The organism is Clostridia bacterium (assembly GCA_024653205.1).
In the GTDB taxonomy this organism is placed as follows: Bacteria; Bacillota; DSM-521; order Neomoorellales; family SLTJ01; genus JANLFO01.
The window spans coordinates 59,684-75,188 of the sequence record JANLFO010000006.1 but is presented as its reverse complement, the minus strand read 5'-3'; the positions used below and the strand labels follow the sequence as shown (position 1 = coordinate 75,188).

General features: G+C 65.2%; 15 protein-coding genes and 1 pseudogene. 1 reads left to right on the top strand and 15 read right to left on the bottom strand.

The window, feature by feature from the left end:
- Positions 1-321: 321 nt before the first annotated feature.
- The 8 genes from NUV99_04695 to NUV99_04660 all read right to left on the bottom strand — a co-directional run bounded on the left by NUV99_04695 (position 322) and on the right by NUV99_04660 (position 6,109).
- A complete protein-coding gene (locus NUV99_04695; GenBank protein MCR4419417.1) occupies positions 322-522 on the bottom strand; it encodes a hypothetical protein in 201 nt (66 codons plus the stop codon).
- Positions 506-1,144, bottom strand: a complete 639-nt coding sequence (locus NUV99_04690) for a SurA N-terminal domain-containing protein (GenBank protein ID MCR4419416.1) — start codon at positions 1,142-1,144, stop codon at positions 506-508. Before NUV99_04690 ends, NUV99_04695 begins: the two co-directional genes overlap by 17 nt.
- 68 nt (positions 1,145-1,212) lie before the next feature.
- A complete protein-coding gene (locus NUV99_04685) occupies positions 1,213-3,135 on the bottom strand; it encodes a glycoside hydrolase (protein MCR4419415.1) in 1,923 nt (640 codons plus the stop codon).
- A gap of 23 nt (positions 3,136-3,158) precedes the next feature.
- Entirely contained in the window at positions 3,159-3,308 is a 150-nt protein-coding gene (locus tag NUV99_04680) for a hypothetical protein (GenBank protein ID MCR4419414.1), read from the bottom strand.
- Between the two features lie 146 nt (positions 3,309-3,454).
- A complete protein-coding gene (locus tag NUV99_04675) occupies positions 3,455-4,579 on the bottom strand; it encodes a copper amine oxidase N-terminal domain-containing protein (GenBank protein ID MCR4419413.1) in 1,125 nt (374 codons plus the stop codon).
- Positions 4,580-4,646: 67 nt separating this feature from the next.
- The gene (locus NUV99_04670; protein MCR4419412.1) at positions 4,647-5,285 is read right to left on the bottom strand and encodes a hypothetical protein; all 639 of its coding nucleotides are present in this window, start codon (positions 5,283-5,285) and stop codon (positions 4,647-4,649) included.
- Between the two features lie 226 nt (positions 5,286-5,511).
- Positions 5,512-5,829: a hypothetical protein gene (locus tag NUV99_04665; GenBank protein ID MCR4419411.1), complete on the bottom strand. Its 318-nt coding sequence runs from the start codon at positions 5,827-5,829 to the stop codon at positions 5,512-5,514.
- A 31-nt stretch (positions 5,830-5,860) separates the two neighbouring features.
- Positions 5,861-6,109 (bottom strand): hypothetical protein, encoded by a 249-nt coding sequence (locus tag NUV99_04660; GenBank protein ID MCR4419410.1) that lies wholly within the window; start codon positions 6,107-6,109, stop codon positions 5,861-5,863.
- Positions 6,110-6,847: 738 nt separating this feature from the next.
- Here NUV99_04660 and NUV99_04655 point away from each other — a divergent pair.
- Positions 6,848-7,092, top strand: a pseudogene (locus NUV99_04655) (hypothetical protein).
- A gap of 225 nt (positions 7,093-7,317) precedes the next feature.
- Here the strand turns inward: NUV99_04655 and NUV99_04650 are convergent.
- From NUV99_04650 to NUV99_04620, 7 genes are all read right to left on the bottom strand, one after another.
- Entirely contained in the window at positions 7,318-7,710 is a 393-nt protein-coding gene (locus NUV99_04650; GenBank protein ID MCR4419409.1) for a hypothetical protein, read from the bottom strand.
- The gene (locus tag NUV99_04645) at positions 7,676-7,906 is read right to left on the bottom strand and encodes a hypothetical protein (GenBank protein ID MCR4419408.1); all 231 of its coding nucleotides are present in this window, start codon (positions 7,904-7,906) and stop codon (positions 7,676-7,678) included. The genes NUV99_04650 and NUV99_04645 overlap by 35 nt, the downstream gene beginning before the upstream one ends.
- Before the next feature lie 213 nt (positions 7,907-8,119).
- On the bottom strand, positions 8,120-9,262 hold the full coding sequence (locus NUV99_04640) for a TolC family protein (protein ID MCR4419407.1): 1,143 nt from the start codon (positions 9,260-9,262) through the stop codon (positions 8,120-8,122).
- Positions 9,263-9,264: 2 nt separating this feature from the next.
- A complete protein-coding gene (locus tag NUV99_04635) occupies positions 9,265-9,525 on the bottom strand; it encodes a hypothetical protein (protein MCR4419406.1) in 261 nt (86 codons plus the stop codon).
- A 77-nt stretch (positions 9,526-9,602) separates the two neighbouring features.
- On the bottom strand, positions 9,603-12,743 hold the full coding sequence (locus NUV99_04630) for a copper amine oxidase N-terminal domain-containing protein (GenBank protein MCR4419405.1): 3,141 nt from the start codon (positions 12,741-12,743) through the stop codon (positions 9,603-9,605).
- 355 nt (positions 12,744-13,098) lie between these two features.
- Positions 13,099-14,220 (bottom strand): anti-sigma factor, encoded by a 1,122-nt coding sequence (locus NUV99_04625; protein MCR4419404.1) that lies wholly within the window; start codon positions 14,218-14,220, stop codon positions 13,099-13,101.
- On the bottom strand, positions 14,217-14,840 hold the full coding sequence (locus NUV99_04620; protein MCR4419403.1) for an RNA polymerase sigma factor: 624 nt from the start codon (positions 14,838-14,840) through the stop codon (positions 14,217-14,219). The genes NUV99_04625 and NUV99_04620 overlap by 4 nt, the downstream gene beginning before the upstream one ends.
- Positions 14,841-15,505 lie beyond the last annotated feature (665 nt).

Sequence of the window (15,505 nt, the reverse complement as noted above, 5' to 3'; positions counted from 1 at the left end):
GTAACCAATCCGCTGGCGCTCAGGCGACGGCTCTCCCGGGACCCCGCCGATGTACGTAAACCAGTCCCCGGCTACTCGCGGTTGAGCCGTTTGTTTGCCTTGTTGGATGCACCCGAACAATAGGAACAGGCCCCCGGCGACTAGCAAGACCACAAGGGCCGGCCAATGATCGCGAGACGCTCTCACCCGATTCACCTCCTTCCCCGCACCCAGGCCAAACGGCAGTCCGGCCGTCCCGGCGACGCCCTGCGATCCCGTGCCGGGGTGGGCAGTCTACCGGCCGGTTTCAGACCCGCAGGCCCGCAATGCGCTGACGGCCAGTCATTGCCGCCCGAGCAGGTCCTCCGACCACGCTTCGCCGTGGAAGTTCAGGCTGAAGCCCTCTTTTCGAATGCGGATTTTAGCGCGGCGCAGCAGGTACTCGGTATAGTCTTCCCAGGCGTTCTCCTTCAACACCAGAAAGTCGGTCTCCCGCACCTCGGGGTGGCTGGCCGCCAGCCGTTCCTCAAACCAGTTTTTCAACCTCCTGATGCTGGCGTCCCGGGCAATCGACGGTAACACGGCCTCTTTCCATTCCTCCCGCGACCGGTACCCCAGAGCCTGCCTCTTGTTCCATCCGGAGGATCTCCTGCCACCGGCCTTCCCGTTCGTACGCCTTCCGGGAAACCTCCTCCACCTGCCGCTGCAGTTCGCGCGCCTCGGCCAGGGAAACCCCCAGCCCGCGTTTGACTGCCTCCTGGTAAAGAACTTCCTTGCGTGCCAGTTGGTTGAAGGCCTCATTGCGGTCCGGGGGCCGTTTCTGGCGCTCCAGCTCGCGCTCCAGCCGCCGGTAGAAACGGGCCTCTTCCTCGCTCATGGCTCCCGGGTCTATGCCCAAGGCCGCAACGAACTCTGCCGCACCGATCGGCTCGGGCGAAGAACCCGGCTCCAGCTCCTCAAGCCGCGAGGCCATCTGCAGGCCCACCTCCACCTCTCTAATTGCCATGTCCAACTCCTGAAGGGTAATCTCCTCGCCGTTGACCAGGGCTACCACCTCGTCACCGGCGGCAGCTCGGCAGGCCGTTGCCGCGAGAAGCAGGGCCAGAACGGCCAGGACCGCCAAGAGCTTTTCGGGGCTATTCGTCGTCCTGGCTGGAGGGAACATAAGAACCGCTCCTTGATCTTGATAGAACCGGCCGGCGCCGGCGCAGCTCCGATGGCCTTGGCCGCGCCTTAGCCGCTCACCGGCTCCACGGCGTAGAGGCCGTAGAATAGGCCCTCCCTTACGAAGGTGTACCTAACCACCTCCACCACCGGCCCTTTTTGGCCGGGGATAGGCTGCCGCGGCTGCATATACTGGCGTACCGTAAGCACCAGGCGACCGTCGCCGCGTTCTTCCCGCCGCAGCACCTCGTACCGGCCGGTCCAAACCAGTTCCCGCTCCCCTCGGCCGGGCGTGGGTATGGCCACCAGGGTACGGGCCGCCAGGTAGGACCGGGCCTGCCACGGCTCCACGGCCAGGTATTTCTGCACGATTTCTTCCGGGGTCCAGAGGACCACCGGCAACCCCAGTTCCAGCCGGTACAGGCCGCTGTTAAAGCCGCTGACGTAAAGGGCATTTTCTTCCGGAGTGTAGGTAAAGCTCACGCCGTCGTCCGTACCCCAGGACAAAGCCTCGGTCACCAGGGCTTCCAGTTGCCGCCGGCGCTCGGCAAAGCCTTGGGGCAGGGGAGCCAGGGTCCAGCGGCGGTAATAGTAGGTGCGGTCGCCCTGAAGCAGCAGGCGCGCCTCGCCCCCCACGGTTACGGGCACAAAGAGCCAGGGTTCGTCCGGGACACCCGACCAGGCCACCTCCTCCCAGGTGGCCCCGCCGTCGGAGGACCGCTTGAGCCGGTAACCGGTCTTCAGGTACCGGTCCCCGAACTTCTCCAGCCGCCACTCCGTCCGGTAGACCACCCCCGGTGCCGAGCTATCCCGGATCAGGATGCCGCCGAAACCCAGGCGCTGCCAGCTAATCCCGCCGTCACCCGAGCGGTAAACCCGGGGCTCCCACGCATTATCCGCCTCCGGGTTGGCCTCCATGGCCTGTATCATCACCGCGCCGGCGCAACCCGGGACCGGCAGGAGGTCGATCACCCCGCCTCCCTGCCAGACCCGCTGCCAGGTGCGGCCGCCGTCGTCACTGCGCAAAACGTAGCCCCTGTCCACGCCATCCGCCAGGCCGGCCCAGGCCCTGCCTGGAACCTGGGGGTCGGCTTCCAGGGCGTAAACCCGGGCGTTACCCCCGGATCCCGGGGCGTCGGCCCAGGTTTTCTCCCAGGTCGCCCCGCCGTCGTCGGAAAGCCAGATTTCCCCCGGGTAGATGCCCACCAGCAGGCGCCGGGGATCGCCGGGGAGGAGGGCCAGGCTCTGGGGAAAGGGAGCGGGAGACGCTTCCGGACGGTTTTCGGTGTAGGGTATGGGCAGCGGTTGCCAGGTGCCACCCCCGTCGGAGCTTTTTTGGACCCCCTCCACGGTGAGGGCGTAGACCGTGCCGCGCGCCGCCGGGTCGAGCACCAAATCCACGGTGCGCCCGCTCTTGGCCGGCCGGTCGCGCTGGGCGAGGGCATGGATCAGGTTTTGGGCCCAGCGGTAGGCCAGGGCCTGGGGATGGCTGTTGCTAAGTCGGGCGGTGCGGGCATCGGCCGTAGCCAGGACCTGGTCCCGAGCTACCACCACCCAGTCTCCCTGGCGCCGGGTGACCGCGATCTCCCCGGCGGTTAGCCCCCGGTCGAGCAGGGACTGCAGGCGCCCGGCCACAATCTGGGCCCGCCGGGCGGGAGAAAGACCTCCGGCCGCCTCCCGGAGGCGAAACAGCACCTGACCCTCCTCGCCCGGGAGGGCGAGACGGACCTCACCTATTTCCCGGCCCTGCACCATCCCGGCCCGCCACTGGGCCTCAAATCCCGTCGGTAGCAGTCGGGTTAGGGTGGCCTGCGGCTGCTCGGCTGCCTCCGGCAGGATGCTGACCGGCAACTCGGTGTCCGAGCGGGCGAAATCCACCCTCACGAGGTCGTCCGCCTCGAGCGGCGGAAGATCGGCCGCCCGGGCGGCGCCCACGGGCAAAATGAGGACGATCAACAGGGCTATCAGTAGCCATACGCTCCTTGCGGCCACAATATCTGTCACCCCCCCCCAGGTTAGCGCCGCCACAGGCGCCGGAAGAAATCGCCCAGGCGGGCCCAGAAGCTTTTCTCCTCCGACCGGGGCTCCTCCGGGCCGGCCACGACGGTCAAAAGGACAAGGCTGACAACCCAGCCTGAGTACGAACTGGCCCTGGCTTTCGCCATCTTACCAACCCCCGGCACACTCACCGTAGGCGGCGAGCCCTTGTCGATGGCTCGCGTCGGCTCCCTCTGCCCTCCCGGAAGCCTTCAGGTTCGCATTGGGAGGGGCGAGAACCGGCCACGACCTTTCAGCCATTGGCTTCCCCAGTCTACTGCTCCACCAGCCGGCGCATTTCCTCATAGCCCCGCTTCTCCAGCTCGGCGGCGCTTTTGAACTGGTCCCACTGATCTCTTATGAAAGGCAGGTAGTCACCCATGGGGTCTTCGTAGTAGAACTTCACCGTCTCGGGCTTGAGGTTTCCATCGGCGTCCAGCTCTCCCTCTACCTTAAGGAACATGTTGCCTTCCTCCGGCTTTCGGATGTACTCCTTGAGCTCCTCTTCCCAGAAGGCTATTTGCTCCTCCACCTTGCGGACCTGTTCGGGCGTGAGCCGGTCGCGGTTCTCCTCCAGGAATTGGATTCGCCCTTTTTGCCAGGGCACCTCTGAAGGAGCGGCATAGGCCAACACGTGTTTGACCGTGGTGGCGAACACCGCCTCTACCTGAGAGTCTTGAACACTACAGGAGTGGCAGACGATCGAAGTCTCCAGCAAGAGGTAGTGCTGCTGCCACATCTCCTTTAGGAGATCAGCCACCTTACCTTGCAACTGGGCCAGGACCCTGTCCTCTTCCAGCCGGTCGATAAGCCAATACGGATCGTACTGCTTTACAGTGACCTTGGTGAGGTACGAGCCCGCAGGTCCTGTGGAGGCTATTAGGTCGAACTTTACAACGTATACCCGGCTGCCGTCGGGGGCTTGGGTTTCTTTGATTATCTCGTAGTTCCGCACCCAGGGACTGGAAACACCGGTGACCCAGCCGCAGCGCTCAAATTCTTCGTACGTTTGCGTTCTGAGCTCGGGAGAAAAGACCGCATACTGCAACGCGCCGTTGCGGGTCCTTACCCCTTCTGCCCACCTATTCACTGCTTCCTGGGGTGTGGTGGGAGCTAAGGCTTCCTCCAGAAGCTTTGCCCGGCGTTCCCAAACGGATTGGGAGGGAGCAAGAATAGATACTGTGCGCGCCGCTTCATCCCAATTCACTGCGCAACCCAGAGCCTCCGCTATGTGCCTCACCGGTGCCACCAGGAGATTGTCAGTCATCTGAAGCGGAACGTCAGGCTGGATTTCCTTCCCATTGACCACCAGCTTGACAGGCTCGGCCGCAAGAGCAGCCGCAGAAACGACTGTAACCAGCAAGAAAACGCTCAGAATCACCAGCCGTCTTTTGCCCATGGCCTCCCGACCTCCTTGTAAAGGACAAGGTTTTCCCGTGGCGGGTGGTACCAGCAAGCAACCGCAATCACAGAAGCCTATCCCACAGCCCCTGTAGGCAGCGCCACACCCGGCTGAGCCAGCTTACCTCTGCGGGCTGTTGCCCCTCCTGCCCGGTCCCGGCGCCGGCGGCCAGGCCGGACCGGTCGCCACTCGCTTGGGCTACTTCCTTAGAACGGTGGGCCTGGTAGAAGGCGTCGTAAGCCGCGGCATAAGCCTCCCGGCTCCACCGGCGGCCGTTAATCCCCACGTTGTAGCCCCGGTAGAGGCCGGTGACGCGGTCGCCCTCCACCACCGCCACATAGTTGAGGTCCCGAGCCGGCCGGTAGCCCTGCTCTGCCTCGCCGCACAGAAGAAGGAATACTTGCGTCCCCGGTGCGGGAAAGTCGAAGCCCGCCCACCCGCAGACCGGATTTTTCTGCCTGGCGAGACTGAGTTCGTCGGCCCGGAAGTCCCCTTTTAGAACCTCATCCACCTCAACGGTTACCCGGCGCTCGGCTTCACCGTACTCCCTGGCCATCACGGTGCCGGTGATAATGAGGTCCGCCGACTGCAGAGTTTCCTCCGGAGAGGACACCAGCAGGCGCGCGCCGGCCACGGTCGGCAGTAACAGCAGGAGCACACCGCTCAGAAGAAAACTGCACCACCAGCGTTTGCGCCGCACCATTTTGAACCTCCTGGCTAAGTCAGTATCTAGCTGACGGGAAGCTTCATGACGGTACGTTCCAGTTCGTAACCGTCCGGCGTCACCACCCGGAAGAGTTGGAGTTGGGGCGCCGTTTCTTCTCCTGCTCCAGGTGTCGTCCGGGGCGACAACCGTAAAGGGCACCCTCCGGCTACCCTGCCCCGGAACCTCGTACCGGCCCTTTTGTGGTCACGAAAGCGGGTTCGCTTTACACGAGCCGCCGGGAGGTCCGGCGCACGTCCCGCCACAGCCGTACGCCGGCCCAGCCGAGAAGCAGCCCAAGAACCAGTAGAAACAGGTGGGCCGTAGGCTCCGCTTCGATCATTCGCAACACATACCACCCGCTCCTCCCCCATAGCAAACCGGAAACCTGGGGCAGCGCCCACAGCACCGCCAGCGCCGCACCCGCCCAGGCCGCCACCGCCAGCAGGCGCCCGAAAAAGACCGGTACGGAACCCGGCGCACGGCTGAGCAACCCCCCACCGGCCGCCAGGGCAATCAACGCGGGCACGAACCACCACAGCACCATAAGAACTCCCGGCCCGAATCGGCCTCCGTTACCGGTCCGGATCATTTGTCCGTAGAATCAGGGTGATCCTGCGCCCGCCCCGAAGGGTCAGGCTTACCCGGGGCAGGAACCAGAGACCGGGCAGGTTCTCTCCTAGGTCCTCGGCGACAGTAGATTCTGGCCCCAGGTTAGCCAGGGCCTGCCGGTAAAGCTCCAGCAGGTGCTTAATCTTCTCCCGGTCCCCCTCCAGGTCGGGGAAGAGCGGCTGGAAGTCGGCGTCGGAACGGGCGAAATCCACCCTTTTGAGGTCACTTGGTGCGCACTCGATCTCGCCATCTTCCCAACCCTCCCTCAGCTCATAGACTGGTACGCCGCCAGTCCCTGAGCACAGCGAGCGAAACAATCGGCTGTCCACTGTATCTCACTTACTGCTCGGACGATTAATGAAGATGGCTGAGGCACAACGGTCCGGCCTACCCTCAGCGGCGGTATGGGCGCCACCACAGGTATAGGGCGGCGGCAGAGGCCGCAGCCACAACAATGTGGGGCAACGACCACGCCCAGTGGCCCACCGGTCCCACTGGTCCGTCGCTGATTACCTGCCCATGGAAGAGAAACCAGAGCCCAATGGGCGGCAGTTGCAGGAGGAACATAAAGCCAAGGCTTATGAGTAGGCCCACTGCCGCCCATCTGGTTCCCCAGCCCTTTTGGCTACTTACCACCAGGACCAAGACCAGCATTCCGCCGAGGAGCGCCAGCCAACCCCATGGTACCGTCGCGTTTGTGGCGTCACTGGTCAAAGCGGGTAAGTTGACGAGATAGACGAGGCCCGTGGCTAGCGCCGTTACCCCGCAAAGCGTACTCAGACGATAGGCTGCCGTTGCCCTCATTTGCCATTCCTCTCCTTCTATGCCGGCAGGCCGCGCCGATTGGTTTCCCTTTTTAATCTAGACGCCCGGCAACGGGCCTGAGTTCCAGATCTTCCCGGGCCGAACTAGCGCATCGACCAAACAAGAAGCCGAGCGTGGTGGGGGGCGACAACTGGGCTTCTAAGAGCGTTCTGGGCGAACGGCTGTGGCTCAACCGCAAGCAGGTCCCCGTGCCGCCCCATCACCGGCCGTACCAAACCTGCTAAACGGTATGGATGCGCTGGGGATGGTTTTCGTCGTCTGGGGGGTGGTAGCCCTGGACGTTTGGCCGACTCTTCTTGGTTGCGCGCTCGTGTATCTGGCGAAACTTTGGTTCCTGGACCGGATGGTATGGCTCTACGAGGAAATGAAAACCGCGACTCGGAGGGTGGGTCCGACCGGAGGCGCACCTCTTGATCCCAAATTCCATTTGTCTTACAAGAAAGGAGGGGCGTCTTTCCAGGCCGACGTAAAGAACAAGGTTTTTCCGTGGCGGGTGGTACTAGCAAGCAACCGCCGGATTTGGCTGGCGGCAACTTTGAAAGGCAGGTACAGCATTTCCTATGCCGACGCTTTTGCTTAATTCGACAATGATCCGCTAGAACAGCCAGGAGGCTAAGGCTATGGCTACCCCTGCTACGGCCACGATGGTTCCGACTATCCAGCGGGTGCAATTCCGGAACTCTTGTTGCAGGCCGTCTACTCTGGCGTCTATCTTGGCATCCAATCTATCGATCCTGGCCTCCAGCTTGTCGATCCTGGGTTCCAAGCTCTCCATCCTGGCTTCTAAGCTCTCGATCTTAGTCTCTAGCTTGCCTATCCTGGCTTCGGTTTCCTTATGAAACTCGGCAACTGTAGTTTCTAGCCTACCTATTCTGGTATCGGTTTCCTTATAAAGCTCAGTAAGCTTGGTTTCTAGCTTGCTTGCCTTGGCATCGGTTTCCCTGCGCAGGTCGTCAACCTTGGTATCCAGCCTGCTCAACTGTTGCAAGCTCGCGCTTCACCTTCTCCCAGGGTTCGCCACCCCCTCTGCGCCTTTCTTCCTTTGCCTCGGCGACGGCCAAGCGCTCGGGCTCGCTCAGGGGCTCTTCATCCACCTCTGACATAAGAAATCTTGCGTAGTCCAGCAGGGCCTCCAGCTCCGCCTCCGACAGGTGTTCGGCAATTCGAAGCAGTTCTTCGCGCATCGCCAACCCCTCTTCACCTCCCCAGGAGGCTCTGTCCCGTCGAAAGTATGTTTTATCCCCTGGTAACCGCCATTATAAGCTTTCTTTCCCCCTTCATCAATGGCTTGTCTATCGAGTGCACGGCCAGCGCTTACGTTGACCGCAGGTGGGCCGGTTGCCGCCTTTTTTCTCGCGAGCCTGCACCCGCCCGCCACCTCCCGGGCCTCCCTAGTTCTACGCGCCGGAAGTCCCGCCCGCCGCCCAGGGGGCAAAAAAGGCCATCTTGGCCAGCACGTGCTGCACGGCCAGGTTAAGCAGGGTGTCTTCCGCCTTGGCCAGGCTGGCCCGCGCCGCGGCCACCTCGGCCCGGGTAGCCATGCCCACCCGGTACATCACCTCGCGCACCCGCAGGGCCTCGCGGGCGTTATCCGCGGCGGCCTGCGCGGTGGCGTAGGAAGCTTCCAGTTCCCTGATCGCCCGGTAGGCGTTGCGGAGGCCCTGGGTGACCTCCTCCCTCGCCGCGGCCAGGGTATCGCGGGCGTTGTCCAGGGACAGGCGGTCGTAATCGCGGGAGTTGCTCATGCCCACGGTCTTCCGCGCCAGCTCCACCGCCTGGGCGGCCTGCCAGATCGAGGGACTGGCCTCCACGATGCGGGCGATCTCCGCCTCCGGGTCCGCCACCTCCAGGGGAGAGAAGGCCGGGCGGTCGGTAAGCTCGGCCCGCCAGGAAACCGGCTTGCCCAGAAGCAGGGCCAGGTCCTGCCAGGCCTGCTCCAGCTTGGCTCCGGCCTGCTGCACCGCGGCTTCGGCCTGCGCTTTCTGCGACCGCACCGAGGCGACGGAGAGTTCGGTTTCCATTCCTACCGCCCGCCGGGCCTCGGCAACCTTAAGGCTGAGACCGGCGTTCTCCAGCTCCAGCTTCGCCAGCTCCAGGGCCGAGGCGGCTTCGAGCACGGCGTAGTATTTCTCGTACACCTGCCGCACCACTGTGTCCCTTTGGGCCTCAAGCTGCTTCCCGGCCCGTCTCCAGGCGTAGTCGGCCTGGTACATGGCCGCGGTAACGTCGGGCGCCCCGGACACGTACGACCCGGTTGCGGGGTCGTAGGCGGTCAGAAGCGCCTCGGTGTAGTAATCCCACGTTTCCTCCCTCTTCATCCTGGCCTGCTCCAGCTCGCGCTCGGCCTGGCGCACCTCGCGGCTGGCGGCCAGGGCCAGGTCCAGCGCCCGCTGCAGGCTGAGGCTTTCCACGGCAGAAGCCTGGCCTTCGGCTTCCGCCGTTGCCTCGGCCCGGGCCGCGGGCGCCCAACCGGCGCCGGCCAGCCCGGCTACAAGCAGCATGGCGGCAATGACCCTGCCCATGAGGCTCCGAGTTCGCACCGCTAACCATCCCCCCGAGAATATCGTGCCGAACCGCGCTGCCGCGACGCTGGCGGCCCGCCGACCGTTTCACCGCCCACGTCAGGAATAACACCCAGAACGGCCAGGCCGAGCCGCTCCAGGTCCTCCGGACCGCTGACCACGCCCCCGGCCGGAGCGGGCGGCCCATTCCCCGCCCGCGCGGCGGCGAGGAGCCCCGCCAGCAGCAGGCCGAAGAAGGTCCCCGCGACGAAGGCCACCGCGGCTCCAACCCAGATCGTCACCGCTTTCCGACCCCCTTCAAGACTCGCGGGCCCGGGCCTTTTGAAGAGGCCCGGGCCCACCCCGCCGCGCTGGCGGCCTATTCCACCTTCATGGTCACGGTCTTGGTTTCCTCGTTCCAGCTCACGCTGGCCCCCAGGGCGGTGGCGATCCAGCGGAAGGGCAGCATGGTGCGGCCGGCCTGGATCTCAGGCGCCACGTCCATGGTGACGGCTACGCCGTTGACCACCATGGTCTTGCTGCCGATTGTGAGCTGCACCGCGCGGCCGTCCTTAAGGAGCGAAACCTGGCCGCTGGCATAGAAGATGTTGTCCTCAGAAACGCCCAGGGCGGTGGCCACGTAGCGGACCGGGACGTAGGTGCGGCCCTCCTTGATGTACGGGGCCACGTCCATGGTGTACTCCTTGCCGTTCACCGTATAGGTGGTGCTGCCGATGGTGAAGCTGGCGGTCCGGGCGGCCGCCGCGCTCACCACCTTGGCGTTGACCACCGCGGCCAGGACTTGGTCCGCCCACAGAGGGCTGTCCTCTTCCGTGTCGGGGTCGCCCACGATAGTCACTTTCACGTCACCGTCAATCGCCAGGCGGTTGACGTCGTACTTGATGCCGCTGATGGTAATGGTGCTGGCGACGCTGCTGGTATCGGTGACGTCCACCAGGAGGGCCTTGCCGCCGTCTTTGAGGGAGGCCTTGAGGTCGATGTTGCCGGCGGTAACCTTAACGTCCGGCTTGGCGGCGAAGGCCACGCCGTCCGGCAGGACCAGCCGGAAGTCGTCGAGGATGGAGCCCTTGCCGGTCTCCTTGATCACGATGTCGCCCGCAGCCTGGCCCTGGCCCAGGTAGGCCATCTCCGGAGCGGAGGAGGCGGTTACCTCGAAGGGCTTAACCACCTGGCCGATCACTACCTCGGCGGGATCGAAGTCGCCTCCGTTGCTGCTGAACTTGAGAACGATGTCACCGGCCGCGGCGTCCCCGGCGGCGGAGACCTTGAAGTTCTTCAGCGTAACCTCGTCGTCCTTGTCATCCGCCTCCACGGCGAAGTAGGCGGCTTTGTTGTCCTTGTAGGTCTTCACGGCTTTGCCGTTGGAAACCTCGAACGGGGTGTCCGGGTCGAACTTGGCGCCGGTGATCTCCACGTACACCAGCGCGTCCGGCAGGTACTTGCTGCCTACCGGTTCGATGGTGAGCTGGGCCGCCTTGCCGGACTCCTTCAGCACCGCCCCGTCGTGGCCCGCGGTGATTTTGCCGCCGGTGTTCTTAACGTCGGTCACGGCGAAGGACACGGCCTCGGACACCTTGGCCACGGTCACGGTTTCGCTGGCCAGCTCGTCGCCGCTGCTGTCCTCAACGGTGACCGCGATCTCGATCTCCTCGTCGGCGTCCGGGGTGAGGTCCAGATACGGGGTGATCTTGACCTTGCCCGGCAGGCCGATGGTCTGGTCGCCCACCTCGAAGGTCAGCACGGTGTCGCCCTCGTCGAGGTCGTAGTCGTCTACCGCTTCGTAGCGGACGGTGGTGATGTCGGCGCTGTTGAAGCTGGCGCCGTCGCTCACGATCTCTAGGGTGACGGTGGCGCCCTCAAGGGTGCCGGCGCTACCCTCTTCAACGGTAATCTCCGCCGCCTCGCGCTCGCTGCCCACGGCCACGGTCTTGGCGCTCGCCGCGGACACCGTCACGTCGGCGCCGGTCACCCGGGCGATGAGCAGGTCTTCGCGGTCGCTGAACACGGTCTTGTTACCATCGAAGCCGACGTACTCCAGGGTGACCTCGAGGTCGCCGCTGAAGTCGCCGTCGATCTCCAGGGCGGACCCATCCTCCACGTCGAAGTTGAACACCACCGCCAGGTCGAGCGGGCTGTCCATCCCGGTGAGCGCCACCTCGAGCTGGTCACGGCTGGCGGACACCAGGTCAACGTCGGCCTTGCCCTCGGGGTCAATGACGGTCACGTAGTCGTCCAGGGTGCTGTCCTTGGCCGGGGCCATGTAGAGCGCGCCATCCGGCAGGGTCACGCTGACCACCAGCTTGTCGGCGTAGCGCGGCACGTCCGGGTCCTCCGGCAGGCGGATGGCCGCCCAGCCGGCCTCCTTGTTCTCGCCGGTGGTCACGTACTGGTAGCCGTAGCTGAGGCCGTTGGCGTACTTGTCGAGGTCGCTGACCTCCTCTTCCTCCACCGTGGCCTTGAAGGTGAAGGTGGCGCTGAGGGTGTCAGTGTTCCACTCCAGAGCGCCGGTCTTGACGCGGATGGTGGCCTTCTTGTCGGTGTCGTAGTCGTAGGTGGCGTTGCCGGCCAGGTGCAGCTTGATGGTGTCCTCGTCAACGTACTCCACCCAGTCCAGCGACACGCCGGTCGGCTGGCCGTACATGGTCACGTTCTCAAGGAGCGCGTCTTCGTCGTTCTTAAAGTAGCAGACGTCGGTGTCGGAGGCGGTGAGGTTCACGGTCAGGACGGCGCCGTCCTCTTTGCCCTCTACGGTGCTTCCGGTGACCTCAATGGCCTCCTTGGTGGCCTTGAAGGTGTAGGTAGCGGTAAGGGAATTCGTACCCGTGTTCTTGTCATGGTCTACCGCGACCGTCGCCCTCACATCGGTGTCGTAATCCTTCGTCGCATCCTTGAGTTTGACCTCGATCCTGGTGTCCGAAACTCGGGTGACGGTATCTACGGCCACCCCGGTCGGAGCGTCGGACAGGGTGACTTCCGTCGCGGCTATCCCGGCGGCAAACGTAACGCCTTCGCCTTCCAGGGTGATGACCAGCTTGCCCTCGCTTTCCTTGCCCTCGACGATGTCCACGCCGGTAACCGTTATCCACTCTTCAGCCTCGGCCACTAACGTAATGTCGTTAGTAGTGAGGTCCGCGCCGCCCTGCAGCTCCGCACCAGCGATCTTGATGCTGAAGTCCTCAATGTTCTCGTCAAACTCGCCGCTGAACACAAGCCCTATTTTCGCAGTTTGCGCGTCGATGAACAGCGCGTAGGCGACGGAGAGGCCCGCAGGTGCGTTATTAGGCGTGAAGTTGGCCTTATCCAGAGTCCCGTCCTGGACGAAGGCGTCGCCGGAAAGCCTGATCGTCAGCTCAGCTCCGTCCAGCGCCGACTCATTAATTGAACTCGGGCTGAGCGTCGCGCTCGCCGCCGCGAGGGCGGCGCCCACGGGCAGCACCAGCGTCAAAACGAACGCCAGCGCCACCAGCAGTGAAATGGATTTCCTGCGCGTCCTAAGCAAGGCTCAATTCCCTCCCCTTTTTCCTCCTAGGTTTTCCCCGCAGGTTCTTCCGGGCCCCTCCGGGCCCGGAGGCGCACCCGCGCCTTGCCGCTTGCCCTGCAACAGCCTGCTTTGCCGGGCCGCCTGCCGCCCGCGGCCGCTCGGCCGCGGCGCCGTGAGGCGCCCGTGCCGGTTCTCTCCCGCCTTCCTGCTTTCCCGGCCCGCTTTCCTCCGCGCCCCCGGAGCTTCTCATGCTCCCTGCCCCGGCGGGCGGCGGCGCTGCCGGGCCCGCATCCCCCCTTCCGCCGTCTTGGTTGCGCCCGCGGGCTGTGCCCGCCCGGGCGCTCTATCGCCACCCCACCGGCCGCCGGGGCGGCTAGCGGAGCGCCAGCCAGACGTTCACCACTTCCCGGCCCGCCTCCAGGCTCTCCCGGTCCAGGGCCTCCAGCACCTTTTCCGCGGCTTTCGCCAGGGCTTGGCTTTCCGGGTCGGACTTGGCGGACAGCTCCCGGTACTCGGCCAGCCGGCGCTCGAACTCGGCGGTGACGTCGGCGGTCTCGGTACTCCGGCCCAGCACCTCGCCCAGGCCGGACACCCCGGCAACGAACCGCGCCGCGCCGGTCACCGGCAGCACCACCCGGAGCATGAGCTGCTCCTGCTGGTAGCTCCAGGCCTCCTCCACCGCCGCCGCCCTTGCCTCAATGGCCGCCGCGGCCACCGCCAGCCTGGCGGCCTCAAGGTCCGCCACCGCCAGCCTCAGCACGGTGGTGCGGACGTGCCGGCCGTGGCTGAGGAAGGTCCTGGACGGCCCGGGGGCGCCGTCGGCCAAGGCCACCCGGCTCTCCCCGGCGGCCGGGGCCTTCCGCTCTTTCGTCGGGGCCGGTTGGGCGGCCTGGGCTGCGACGCGGGCGGGCCTAACGGTCGCCGAGGGATTCGACTCGGCGCCTTCGGTCCGGCCGGCCTCGCTCTCCGGCGCCGCCGACATGACCTCCGGCGCCACCTTCCTGCCGCCGTCCGCCCGGTGCTCTGCCGCCACCTGCGGGGCGGGGGCAGGTGCTTGCTCCTTTGGAACTTCCGCCGGGTCTTCCGCGGTAATCCCCGGGCCGGGAGCCACCGCCACCGGCGCGGGCGGCTGCGGCACCGGCGCCACGCCGGCCCGGCCGATCTGCAGCGCGGCCAGCCCGATGCCGGCCGCCAGCCCCACGCCGACGGTCACCCTGCGCCACCTGGCCCGGCGGTCTTGCCGCCGCAGCCTTTCGATTTCGCCCGCCGCCTCCAGCTCCCGGATGCGGTTCAGGGTCCTTTCGAGGAGGCCCGGGGGCGGCTCAAGGCGGCAAAAAATCTCCCCCAGCACGTCGGAGACCGCGCGCAGCTCCTCCAGCTCCGCCCGGCAGGCCTCGCAGGCCGCAAGGTGCTCCTCCAGCGCCGCCTGCTCTTGGGGCGCAAGCTCACCGTCGATATAGGGAGACAGCAGTTGGCGCGCCTTGCGGCACTTCATCCTTCGTCACGCCCCTTCCCGCCCCGGCGGGCCTTGCCACCGGGCGCGTAGCCCGCCTGGGCCAGCTTTTCCTTGAGGATCTGGCGGCCGCGGTTGATCCGCGTTTTCACCGCCGTTTCCGAGCACCCCAGGGCGGCGGCTATTTCCCGGTAGGCGTAGTCGCCTATCTCCCGCAGGGCCACCGCCGCCCGGCTCTTCGGCGGCAGCTGTCTTATCAGCCGCCAGGTGAGCTCGCGCAGCTCCCTTTTCTCGAACTCCTCCTCGGGCCCGTCCTCGCCGCTGGCGATCTCCAGCCCCGGGCCCCCTTCTTCGTCCGGGTCCGTGAGGCTGTCCAGCGAGCAGACCTTGAGGCCCCGGCGGCTCTTCGCCCAGTTTATCCAGAGGTTGGTGGTGATCCGGTGCACCCATACCTCGAAGCTGCCCCTCTCCGGATCGTAGAACCGCAACCTGGTGTACACGCGGGTGACCGCCTCTTGCACCAGGTCTTCGGCGTCGGCGTGGTTGCCGGTGAGGCTCAGGGCCAGCCGGTAAACCTTCTTCTGGAGTATGGCCACGAGCTTCTCCAGCGCGGCGGCATCCCCGCCCTGGGACCTCTCCACCAGGCCTTGCAGCTCATCCAACCGGTCCGGGCACTCCCAAAATATGGATTGGAATTTCGTCCCTCTACCGGGTCAATACAGTCGGCGGAGGCGAAAAGTTTCGTTTCCGGCGAGACCAGGCGGGGGCGTTGCGTGCCCGGGGTGCCCAGGCGCCCGGTGGCGGCCGGAATCGGACGGGGGCGGGCGGAAAAAGCAAAAAGGCCGGCAGTTACCCGGCCGTGAATCCCTGCTGCGGCGCCTGCCGGGCGAAGGCGTTGAAGCGGCGGGAGAAGAAGGCGCCCATACCATGAGCTGCCATGCTTGACACCGGCTTCCTTCCGGCGCCGCGCATGATGTCGAATTTTGGAGATGAAATGCCGGTTTTGGGGTCTGAAACGCCGCCCACGGCTCCCCGTCGCCCCGGCCCATCGTTTTAGGGCAGCCAGAACGGTGCACGGAATTCCATGCTGACTGCGGGGCCCGGAAGGGCAGGTCCATCCCGCGTGGGGGCCGGAAAAGCAAAAAGGAAAGCCAACGCTCTAGTGAAAATTCGCTTGGCTTCGACAAAGCTGGCAGGAATAAGGGCTCCCCTGTCGAATTTCATTATTTAGTTTAGGAAGTTTTTGCCATGGATAGGCCAACCGGGGCGTGATTTCCAAGGGAGTAGATGCAGATTGGTTTATGGTAAGATGTGCCAAATCTGGGGG

Coding starts and splice junctions, on each gene's coding strand:
- NUV99_04690 (MCR4419416.1), bottom strand. CDS start 1,144: ATGTTCCCTCCAGCCAGGACGACGAATAGCCCCGAAAAGCTCTTGGCG.
- NUV99_04680 (MCR4419414.1), bottom strand. CDS start 3,308: ATGGCGAAAGCCAGGGCCAGTTCGTACTCAGGCTGGGTTGTCAGCCTT.
- NUV99_04675 (MCR4419413.1), bottom strand. CDS start 4,579: ATGGGCAAAAGACGGCTGGTGATTCTGAGCGTTTTCTTGCTGGTTACA.
- NUV99_04670 (MCR4419412.1), bottom strand. CDS start 5,285: ATGGTGCGGCGCAAACGCTGGTGGTGCAGTTTTCTTCTGAGCGGTGTG.
- NUV99_04645 (MCR4419408.1), bottom strand. CDS start 7,906: ATGCGCGAAGAACTGCTTCGAATTGCCGAACACCTGTCGGAGGCGGAG.
- NUV99_04625 (MCR4419404.1), bottom strand. CDS start 14,220: ATGAAGTGCCGCAAGGCGCGCCAACTGCTGTCTCCCTATATCGACGGT.